An 11,657-nucleotide genomic window follows, 5' to 3' on the forward strand; every position below is an offset into this window, starting at 1 on the left:
AAGAAAAGTATGTTTAGCAATACAATTAAAATTCGTTCCTTAGAAGCAAATTTAGGCGAGAATCATATTCTAGGTGCTTTTTCAGATAGTCATAATTGTTATTACTGGAAAGAAATAGTGAAACCCACAAACACAAAACTGATTAAGTTATTAATTTAATTTTTTGGTACTTAACGGAGATATGCACGCTTCGATGATTTCTTATGTGAAAACTGATTTTAAAGGAGAATGGAATAAGACTAATAAGTAAGAAAAGTCATAAAAGTAGGAAACAAATCAAACTCTTATATATCAACTTTTCCGACATTCTTAATGCGGTATTCTTCATCAAAACTTTATAGTTTTGGACTGTAATTTTGCGTATAGTTTGAATGTATAAATAATCTAGGATTAAGTTAGTATTTAACAGCAGCAAGCAGAATAGTATTTGCTGCATATTTGGATTGTCGGGAATCAAATATTTACTATAAGGTGTTCTCAAGAAGAGATATGCTAATAGTAAAAATAAATCATTTAATAGAAAAAAGCATCATTGATAAACTAACATCAATATTAAAGGTGCTATTAGTGATTTGACTATTAAATCAGTTCAATCCAAATATCTGTACAAATAGTTGTTTCCTGATTATTAATATTGCTGCTACAACTAATCGAAGTAGCAGTTTATCTTTGATTTAATTGCGGCAAAAACACAATTTCGGTTGGCTGAATATTGATTTTAGACTGCTGCTAATAGAGCAGTGCGGCTTTTTCATGGGTAATTAATAGTAACTAATAGTAAGTAAAAAAATGTCCCAGGATTCCAATTTGCCTGTAAATTCAATTCCGCTGATTTTTGGGGAAGTTTTCTCATACGTTGAATTACCTGTAGTTAATTTTAGCGTTGATAGAACGGTAATTGTTGAAGGTGGAGAAGCACAGCTAATTACCTTTAATCTCAGCGAACCAGCACCAGCAGGTGGTTTAGCTATCAAATTGCGGATAGATGACCCCGACGGCGAACCTGGTGATACAGATAATGCCTTAGAACTGTTCAGTAATGTTACTGATTCTAATAATAGGGTAGAGAATGGAATTTTTGTTGCCAATATCACAATTGCATCAGGTGCTACTGAAGCAACAATTGGAATTAAAGCACTTACAGATAACAAAGTAGAGGGTGATGAAACTTATTCTCTAACTTTACTTGATAACGACAATTACATAGTAGATTCAGCTTCAACCACGATTACTACTACTATTGAGGACTTTATGAAACCTACAGTTAGCTTAAAGATTGAATCAGAAACAGTAGTTGAAGACGGACAAGCGAAGTTAATTTTTACTCTTTCTGAACCAGCACCTAATGGTGGTTTAGTTGTCAACTTTAATGTTGAAGATAGCGATCCGGGTTTTGACGAATTTATTTTTAACCCCGAAGCAAGTAGCAACATTGTTGAATTTAAAAATCTTTTCCAAGAGGGAGATACTGTAGCACCACAAATTATAACTATTGCAGAAGGTGCAACAGAAGCAATTTTAGTCCAAGACATTCCCGATGATGGAATCCTAGAGTCACCTGAAACTCTGACCTATACTCTTGATATGGGTGAAGGTTACAAGATTGATTCTGAAGATAACGCCGCTAGCTTTACGCTTGTAGATAAGTCTAATGAATTACCAATAGTCAGTCTTTCTCCAGAAATTTTAATTGCCACTGAAGGAAATTCACTGGTTCGGAATATCACATTAGATCGTCCTGTTCCTGAAGGTGGATTAACTGTAAATTTAGTAGTTACTCAAAATACTGAGTCAACAATAGGCGAGTTAAACATCAACCAAGAAGCTAGCACCGGTATTACCGATTCTAATGGCCTGATCGTAGATGGCGTAGCCCTTGGCGTTACCGTTACCTTGGCTGAGGGTATAACTGAAGCGCTGTTAGTTGCAGATACAGTTGCCGATGATATTCCAGAAACCGACGAAATCATCACTTTATCATTAGCTGATGGGGAGGATTATCGCGCCAATCCCGATCAAAATAACCTTTTTACTGTCTTCACCGACCGAACAGTCGTTACTTTAACCACAGATCGAGTTAACGTTGCTGAAGGAGATACCTTTGCTTGGAATTTCAGTTTAAATCAACCCGCACCCGAAGGTGGATTAACTCTCTCGTTACCCATTACTCTCAATAACGATCCAGCACCCGGAGATGTCATTTACAACGTTGAAGGAAGCACTAATATCGAGGACTTTGGTTTCATCACCGAAAATGATGTGTCCATTGGTTTTACCCTAACGATTCCAGAAGGCGAAACGGTCGCAACATTAGTTTCCCAAGCTGTTGTAGATGATGTAGCAGAATTCGACGAAATTTTCACCACTGTTTTAGCCGATGGGAATGACTATGTTGCTAATCCTGTCAGTAATCAAGTAGTAACAACCATTGCTGAGGATGGTGTTGCTCCTCCTTCTTCTGCACCCGTTGTTAGCATCACTCCATCCGCATTAATTTCCACTGAAGGAGATACATTTGCTTGGGATTTTAGTTTAGATAAACCCGTACCGTCGGGTGGGTTAACTCTCTCATTACCAATTACTCAAAATAACGATCCAGCACCAGGAGATGTAATTTACAACGTTGAAGGCAGTACTGGTATTACCGATTTTGATTTCATTGTCGAAGATGATATATCGATTGGCTTTAGCGTGACTCTAGCAGAAGGCATAACCCAAGCAACATTAGTTTCCGAAACTGTTGATGATGATGACGATCTTGATGATTCTGCTGACGAAATTTTTACTACGGTTTTAGCTGACGGGGTAGATTACAGGGCAAATCCTGACAGTAATGAAGTAGTTACAGTTCTTACCAGAGAACCAGTAGTCAGCTTCACCCCCGAACAAGTTAACGTTGCCGAAGGAGATACCTTTGCTTGGAATTTCAGTTTAAATCAACCCGCTCCCGAAGGTGGATTAACTCTCTCGTTACCCATTACTTTCAATAACGATCCAGAACCAGGAGATGTAGATTACAACGTTGAAGGTAGTACTAATATTACCGACTTTAGTTTCCTCGTGGTAGATAACGTATCCCTTGGTTTTAATGTAACTATTGCTGAAGGTGCTACGGAAGCGACATTAGTTTCGCAAGCTGTTGCAGACGATCTTGAAGAAATCGACGAGATTTTCACCACTATTTTAGCCGATGGGGCAAATTACAGAGCTAATCCTGTCAGCCGGGAAGTGGTTACAACGATTGTAGAGCAAGATTCATCTTCTTCTACACCAGTTGTTAGTGTCACAGCAGAGCCAACTATTTTTACTGAAAATGGTGGGATGGGTTCGTTTGTTATAACTCTCTCGCAACCTGCTCCAGAAGAAGGACTTAAAATTAAATTTGAAGCTGTTGATCAAGATGGGATGCAAGGAGATTCAGAAGTTGCCTTAGAGAATATTAGTGATATTGAAATCATCACCGAAGGCGATAGTCCTAGTTTTATCGTTGTAGAACCAGGAGCAACTGAAGCAAAACTAATGTTTACAGGTATCCCCGACGGTGTAGCAGAAGGAGAAGAACTTTCGGGATTTACTATTTTAGAAGGAGAGGGCTACACCATTGATTCTAACCAGAGTTCGGCAAATATAATTGTCACCGATTTACCCATCGTTAGCTTAAATACAGAACCAACAAACGTAAACGAAGGAGAACAGCTAAAATTCAATTTTGAATTCTCAGAAGTTGCTCCAACTGGTGGTTTAACAGTTAATCTCGATTTAGTTGAAGATACAGATCCATTACCGGGAGATATCACCTACTTTGTAGAAGGTAGCGAGAATATAACTGACTTTGAATTACTTGTTAACGAATCAACTGGGTTAATTGACGGAGCAACCGTAACAATTGCCGAAGGTGCAACCAGCGCAACTTTGTTAAATGACATTATCGCCGATAACAATACCGAAGGACCTGAAAGCGTTAAATTTGGTTTAGCGAGTGGTGATTACAGCATTGATTCTGACGAGAATGCTGCTAGCTTTACGATTGTTGATACTTCTGTTGGTGGTAAGGCGAATGTCCACAACGCTGTCGTTAACCCGAGTTTTGAAATTCCTCAATTACCAGAAAACCAATTTACTCAAACAAGTTTGGGTGAATTTATTCCCGGTTGGAAAGTATTTGACCCAGATGCATTAATTGGTGAAAATATTACCGATGTCGGTGCTTATAATCCAATTCCAAATGTATTTGCTTCAGAAGCTCCAGAAGGAGAAAATACGGCATATGCTTACTCACAAGCACCAATTGGAAGCGGAATATTTGGTTTAACCCAAACTCTCGATACTCAACTAAAAGCTAATACTAAATACTCCTTACAAGTTGAAGTTGGTAACGCTGCTGAAAATAATCCAGACGATGGTTTTAATTATGAGGGCTTCCCCGGTTATCGTGTCGAATTACTTGCAGGTGGAAAAGTTCTTGCTAGAGATGATAATAGTCTGAGCATTGCAGAAGGAGTATTTGAAACTTCTACAGTAAACTTCACTGCTACCGAAACCGAAGCCTTCCTCGGACAAGATTTAGGAATCCGCTTGGTTAACCTTTTAGCAGATTCGGGAGAAGACGTAGAATTTGATAATGTGAAATTATTTGCCGAAACTGTCGAACCTGTTTTAACAACCCTCAGCTTAAATGCACAACCAACAAACGTAAACGAAGGAGAACAGCTAAAATTCAACTTTGAGTTAACAGAAGCTGCTCCAACTGGTGGTTTAACAGTCAATCTTGATTTAGTTGAAGATACAGATCCACTACCCGGAGATATCACCTACTTTGTAGAAGGTAGCGAGAATATAACCGACTTTGAATTACTAGTTAACGAATCAACTGGGTTAATTGATGGAGCAACCGTTACTATTGCTGAAGGTGCGAAGAGCGCAACTTTGTTAAATGATATTATCGCCGATAATAATACAGAAGGACCTGAAAGCGTTAAATTTGGTTTAGCGAGTGGTGATTACAGTATTGATTCTAATGATAACGCTGCTAGCTTTACTATTGTTGATACCTCTGTTGCCAACGAAATATCCGGAACCACCCAAGATGATAATCTCTACGGTACCAATGCTGCTGAAATAATTAGCGGTGTTAGAGGTGACGATAATATTTCCGGTAACGGTGGAGGAGACACCTTAATTGGTGGAAGAGGTGACGACGATATTTACGGTAGTTTTGAAGCTGATAAAATTAGCGGTGGTAGAGGTGATGATTACATCTTTGGAAACGGTGGTAACGACTTAATTGACTCCGGTATGGGATTCGATACCGTATTCCTTGGTGCTGGAGAAGCTACCGTTATTTTAGATAAAGGTGCAGGTTTCGATACTATTTTCAACTTCCAATTAGGTGCAACGAAATTAGAAGTAAGTAGTTTGGATAATCTCAACTTTACCGATGGTGATTCGGGTACTGAAATCTTCCAAGAAGGTGACAAACTCGCAGTAGTAGCAGGGCAATCTGCAAATACATTTAGCAGCAATCAAGATATGATTTTTGCTGTTTAATTTACGGCAAGAATTGAGAAACCCGGTTTTTTGAAAAAGCCGGGTTCGTTCACACATTCTTAAATTCACAAAATTTACCAATTACATTCCTCCAAACGAGTGCATAAGTCCTAAATAACTATCTTGTTCGAGTTAAAGAAACTAACTTAATTCATAATTGTTTTGAGATAAACCAATCATTAACTAGTAAGAAAAGTAGAAAAATATTTATTTTATTTGCTTAAACTATTTTTTAACAAATCATAATCCAAATTTTTGTTCAGGTATGCATAATACACTATAAATAAAATTATTATCTGGAAATCAAAATAGAAATACCAGAAGATAATATTGTTTTTGCATTTTCCTCCGTGGAATCTAATTCCTTAACTTGGATTCCACTTTTTTTATCATTTTCAATTAAAAGAGTATTCTTTTATTCTATTTACACTTCATTTTATAAATTATATTTTTTCCATATTCATACTCTAATATAATCCTAGTTATAGTATATCTAAATTCCAGTTTTATTAGTATTTGAATCAATCTATGAGCTATATCATTAACTTCTCAAAAACTTGACTCAACTATATCTTTAGAGTTGAGCAAAAATAAATTGATAGCATTCTCAACCCCAGCGTTCCTGAGAGGATGTTTTAAAAGTCTTCTTGTCTGTAGCAAAACGTTCTAAATCCCCCATTATCCCGCTTAAAAAGGGGGACTTTGATTCCGATTCCCCCTTTTTTAAGGGGGGTTAGGGGAGATCGATAAGTGTTTCAAATCACAGCTAACCACTTTTCAAACAACCTCTAAATTCTCGAACAGGTTGCTAATGGTTATTCTCGTGAGAACATTTACAAGGCGATCGCCATCTGCAAAATATGCCTTTTAATTCGGATTAACCTTAAATCCTTGGAAACTATAATAATTATTTCTTCTTAAACGGATTGTGCTCGACTACCTTATCTATAAATAAACCTATAATTTTCTCATTACTCAGTTGATTAAATCAAATTGATATCTGTCTAATATTAAGCAATGTAAACAAGAGTCAGATAAATTTTGTAAATTCAAGGAAATTACTGCAAAATGACAGGTTGCGTACTACAAAAAATAAACGAGATTTTAAGCTTTGAAGCAGTAAAAATAAAAGTTTGTATTACTTTCGCCAGCCTACAAATAGTATGTTACATACTGTAACTCCTATACTGCTGTTGGACTATTGATAATAGCATCAATAAGAATCGAAAACATTGCGAAGTATTTAGAAAAATATAGTTTTTTGTATCGGAATATTTGATTGTTGTTTTAGTAAGGGATTATTAGGGATTATATAAAGGAGTTTTCTTTAAAGCGATTGAAAAGTAGTGTTGTTTATCTGGAAACACTGTTATTTTTGGGTAGACGAAAAAGCAACACCAGATAAAATGTTGATGCTGCTGATAGTGGCGGTTATTTATCAATTGCAATGTGGCTTAGAAAAATAAAAAAGTAAGATAAATTTTAACTGTAGATTTGGCTAGGGAGTACAATTTTCTCAACTTATATTTTAGGTTTCGCCCCTTATCGCTTAATCCTTATAGGGTGTTGGGTTGCACTTCGCTTAACCCAACCTACCAAGAGGCACTTAACCCTGCAAAATTAATGTGGTGGAGTAGTAGTGGTCCTTTTCATTTATTCTGACGGGTTTATTTTTCTCAAAATTCTTTTCTCCCCCTGCTCCCCTGCTTGTCAAAACCCACCATATTTAATGCAAAGGAATAGTAGTTCTACTATCTGCTTGTTCTGATGGGCTTAAACTTCCAAAGCTGTCCGGAAACGTTTTGGCAGTTATCCATAAATGCTGCTCCCTTTAGAGTGGAACTAGGAGCAAACTTGTTACCTTCGAGGCACTTGTTTTCCTTTTCTAGAAACATTGTTGTCAAACGAAAATATCCATTTCTTGCCGGTATTAGTTTCCAAAGCTGTCCTGTAACGTTTTGGCAGTTGTCCATAAATGCGGCTCCCTTCAAAGTGGAATTAGGAGCAAACCTATTACCTTCAAGGCACTTGTTTTCCTTCTCTAGAAATTGTGTCTTCATACGGAAGTAACCATTTCCAGCCGGTACCAACTTCCAAGACTGCCCGGAAACGTTTTGGCAGTTATCCATAAATGCTGCTCCACCGAGAGTCGAACCACGAGCTACCTTGTTACCTTCGAGGCACTTGTTTTCCTTCTCTAAAAACATGGTTGTGAGCTTATAGAAGCGATTAGGTTTTGGCTTAGAGGCTATAACTTTCTTAGCGGAAGCAACATTAACTTTTATCGCCTCGGCTGAACTAGGAGTCAATATCATTCCTCCTAACATTGAAACTAAAGCTGCACTACTAAACAAAGCACGGCGTAGATTGATTGTTAATTTATCGTTTTTCATGTCAATAATTCCTTTAAATTCCAAAAAATGAGGTTTTTGTGTCTCACATCTTTTAATCGGGTCAGCTTCTGTAAGCTTATGCAGTATTTCTAAATTTTTCTCGAAAAAGGTACAAGTGAATAATAAGAGTGCGCCTACGACATAAAAAAATCAGCAGCATCCGGCTTTGTCCGGAAAACTGCTGATGGAATAGTGTGTGTGGTTTTAGAGCAATAAGAAAATAAAGATAAATTTTACATATAAAGGTGAATTTTAAATCGGTGAAGTAAGAGCAGTTGTCAGGCACGAATAACTTTTTACTGACAACTGTTAAAGACTAAGCACCCTGCAATCTAGCAAAACCAAAGGTGACGTTAAATTCTTCACACCAAATCGCTACAGATTTAAAGTCATCTAAATCAAAGTTGGCAGGAATTTCGTAACGTTGAGCGCCATCGAAGCGTTGTAAGTTAGCCAAGGTTACATAATTTTTTTCTTGTAAGTTAACGGGTACGGTGCTTTTGCGATGTAAAACAACTCTTACTTTTGGTCCTCGTGCTGTGGTGAATCCTTTACTGAATTCCAGATAACGCTTACCGTTTTTCTCCACAATCTTAGCCGTACCGTTGGTGGGATGGTCTTGTTCTGTGGTTACGAAGCTACCGGATGAAAGTAATGATTTTGATTGTGATTTTGATACTCGGGATTTTCTTGCTAATTCAAAACCGCTACTAGGGTGATTGGCTGAAGCCGATGGTGCGTTGAGTGCCAATTGTCCGACGCTGCCGAATAATACGATTGATGCAATTCCGAATCCAGCTAGTTTGTTGAGTTTCATTTGTTGTTACCTCTTGTTGGGGTTTGTTGTTTCTCCGTCCTTAATTACTAATATCGGGGATGAAGCTGAGGTGGTAATGATTAATAAATGAGGTAACCCTAAGAGTTATATGAGAAAACTGAGAGGTAAAATTCTGCTGTAATCGTTCATTTCGATTTTCAATTTTTCTACTTGACGACGTAAAGCAGTTGCTTCTTGTTTTGGTTGGGTGATATTTTGATTAATGCCTTCATAATGTAGATAAAATAATTAGATGTAGAAACGAGACGTAGCAGCCCCGTCTCTACATTTGTTTAAGAAATTTCTACGGTAGAATTATCAGAAACTCGATCTAACCATTTCTCAGCTTTGGAATAATTATCTTTCTGCAACTGTTTGATGGCTTTTTTAAAGTTCAATGTCACTCCCCAAACGTCGGTATTAAAACGATTTTCCTGCTTCATTTTGTCGAAGAAATCTACCGCTTCAATGTGCGATAATCCACCTTGATTTTTAGCGATCGCCATCAAAACATCAAATACATCATCAGCCATTTTCGCATCACCACAGACGTAATAATGACATTTCGGATGGCTCAGATATGCCCATACTTGTTTTGAGCAAAGTCCCTGACGAGTTTTACCAGCGTCGGTTTTTACTTGTAATACTCCCACGGCGATTTGAATTTGCTGGGGATGAAGTAAAGGAGAGGAGGAAATTGAGTAAAGCCGGGGTTTGATTTTAGGCAATAATTCTATAAGTACCGATTAAATTTCATTCCAGCGTCTTTCAAAATCTGCAGCTTCCCATTCCTGCTCCTGAGCGATAACTTCCAAAAACTGCCGTGCTTTTGTCAAATAAAGTCTGCCAAGCTTGACGTAAATCTGCATCAAAATCGGGAACGTGTCTTTCAAACAAACCGAACATCGTATCGGAAATTGCTGGATAAGCGCAGGATGGAACCCCAGCATTGCTATGTACTTTCCCCAGCTATTGACGGCAGAAACTTCTCTCAAATGAATTATTCGCTGTTTCTCTTGGATGCTAGGAATGCTGGTAGATACCATAAATTTCAAATAAAAATATTATATTAGATAGACCAATTTTATAATAACCATTGCTTTATAAGTATGTACTACCACAACCTCAATTAATGTGTACTAATTTTATAAAGTAGGAAAAGTCAGAAAAGAATGTTTTATCTAGGATAAAGGCATAAGAAAATTTTAGATATAAATAGTTAAGAATTTTAATTAGATTTCGAGTTTTAGATTGTCAACCGTATTAAGCAAAAGGCAGTAACACACTCATCGTTTAAAAGTCTTGTGTGATTTTAAGGTTTGTGTAAAAAAATAGTTCTTCTGTCGATAAAGTTCTCTAAAAAGATTTAAAATAATTTGATTCGGATAATTATATTTAGAGTTTTAGCATGAATGCTGATGAAGCATTGAGAATTGTGGAGTTACAGGTGCTATTTCGCCAACTTTCTCCCATAGAACGACTCATATTCTGTCAATCCTGGCAGGGTAAAGGCTATATTGAAATGGCTCAAGGTTCTGGCTATAATAGCAATTATTTTAAGGAAGTAGGTTCCAGATTGTGGCATCATCTTTCTGAGGTCATGGGACAAAAAGTAAGTAAAAAGAACTTGCAAATAGTCTTTAAAGACTATCAACCAAATTCTACAAATATTGATGATAATGTTGCTTCATCACAATTATGCGAACAAACGACAGTAGAAGAAACCATTACAAGTCATTTTTCAGAATCGATTAATTGCCAGCATATTATAGAGAAAAATTCACAATTACCGAACCAAATTTTTTTTACTTACATCAAATTTCCCAACGGTCCAGTTCCTTTAAATTCTCCCTTATATATTAAACGTCCTCCAGTTGAAGAACTAGTTTTAAAAGAAGTTCATAAACCAGGATGCGTGATTAGAATTAAAGCTCCCAAAAAGATGGGGAAAAGCTCTTTACTTCATCGGATTATTGCTCATACACAAACCAACAACTATCAAACCGTTTATATAGACTTTCAAGAAGCTGATAACATAATTTTCACTTCCCTTGATAAATTTCTCCGTTGGCTTTGTGCTAACGTCACTAGACAACTACGCTTACCTCCCAAATTAGATGATTATTGGGATGAAGATATGGGAAGCAAAGTTAGCTGTAAAATTTATTTTGAAGCTTACTTACTTTCTCAAATCGATTCACCAATCGTTTTAGCTTTAAATGAAGTCAATCAAATTTTCGAGTATCCTACAATTGCTCGCGACTTCTTGCCGATGTTGAGATTTTGGTATGAAATCGCCCAACAAATCGAAACTTGGCAGAAATTACGAATGATTGTCGCTCATACTACCGAAAGCTATGTCCCGCTCCACATCAACCAATCTCCCTTCAACGTTGGATTGGCGATCGCACTACCTTATTTTACTTTAGAACAAGTCCAAGATTTAGCCCAACGCTACGGTTTGAACTGGGAAGATATTACGTATACGCAACAGTTAATGGAAATGGTAGGGGGACATCCTTATTTAATAAACCTAGCGCTATATTATTTGTGCCAAGAAGAAATGACATTACCTGAATTATTGCAAAAATCTACCACACAAACAGGGATTTATAGCAACCATCTCCGGAGTCATTTATTAACCTTAAGACAAGAGCCAGAATTATCGTCAGCATTAGATAAAATAATTAATAGCGACAGCAGTGTAGAAATCGATGCGATAATCGCCTATAAATTAGAAAGTATGGGTTTGATACAATTAGATGGCAATTTATCTAGACCAAGCTGTAAGCTTTATCGTCTTTATTTTCAAGAAAACCTCTCTTTCAGTGAACAGTGAACAGTGAGCAGTGAGCAGTGAGCAGTTATCAGTTAATAGAGGGGGAAGATAGGGAAGAGAG

The 11,657-nt window shown here is 37.0% G+C and carries 6 protein-coding genes; 2 read left to right on the forward strand and 4 right to left on the reverse strand.

Annotation, left to right across the window (positions count from 1 at the left end; genetic code table 11):
- Positions 1-789: 789 nt before the first annotated feature.
- On the forward strand, positions 790-5,547 hold the full coding sequence (locus tag RIV7116_RS36690; protein WP_015122213.1) for a calcium-binding protein: 4,758 nt from the start codon (positions 790-792) through the stop codon (positions 5,545-5,547).
- Positions 5,548-7,298: 1,751 nt separating this feature from the next.
- Here the strand turns inward: RIV7116_RS36690 and RIV7116_RS30580 are convergent.
- The 4 genes from RIV7116_RS30580 to RIV7116_RS36190 form a co-directional block, all read right to left on the reverse strand.
- On the reverse strand, positions 7,299-7,940 hold the full coding sequence (locus RIV7116_RS30580) for an RICIN domain-containing protein (protein WP_015122214.1): 642 nt from the start codon (positions 7,938-7,940) through the stop codon (positions 7,299-7,301).
- 316 nt (positions 7,941-8,256) lie between these two features.
- Positions 8,257-8,757 (reverse strand): DM13 domain-containing protein, encoded by a 501-nt coding sequence (locus RIV7116_RS30585; RefSeq protein ID WP_015122215.1) that lies wholly within the window; start codon positions 8,755-8,757, stop codon positions 8,257-8,259.
- A 293-nt stretch (positions 8,758-9,050) separates the two neighbouring features.
- On the reverse strand, positions 9,051-9,494 hold the full coding sequence (locus RIV7116_RS30590) for a hypothetical protein (RefSeq protein ID WP_083894108.1): 444 nt from the start codon (positions 9,492-9,494) through the stop codon (positions 9,051-9,053).
- 31 nt (positions 9,495-9,525) lie between these two features.
- On the reverse strand, positions 9,526-9,726 hold the full coding sequence (locus RIV7116_RS36190) for a globin domain-containing protein (protein ID WP_371261668.1): 201 nt from the start codon (positions 9,724-9,726) through the stop codon (positions 9,526-9,528).
- A 439-nt stretch (positions 9,727-10,165) separates the two neighbouring features.
- Between RIV7116_RS36190 and RIV7116_RS30595 the strand changes: the two genes are divergently transcribed.
- Positions 10,166-11,596 carry an AAA-like domain-containing protein gene (locus RIV7116_RS30595; RefSeq protein ID WP_015122217.1) on the forward strand — a complete coding sequence of 477 codons (1,431 nt, stop codon included), beginning with the start codon at positions 10,166-10,168 and terminating at the stop codon, positions 11,594-11,596.
- Positions 11,597-11,657 lie beyond the last annotated feature (61 nt).

Origin of the sequence: Rivularia sp. PCC 7116, assembly GCF_000316665.1 — a bacterium.
Classification (GTDB): Bacteria; Cyanobacteriota; Cyanobacteriia; order Cyanobacteriales; family Nostocaceae; genus Rivularia.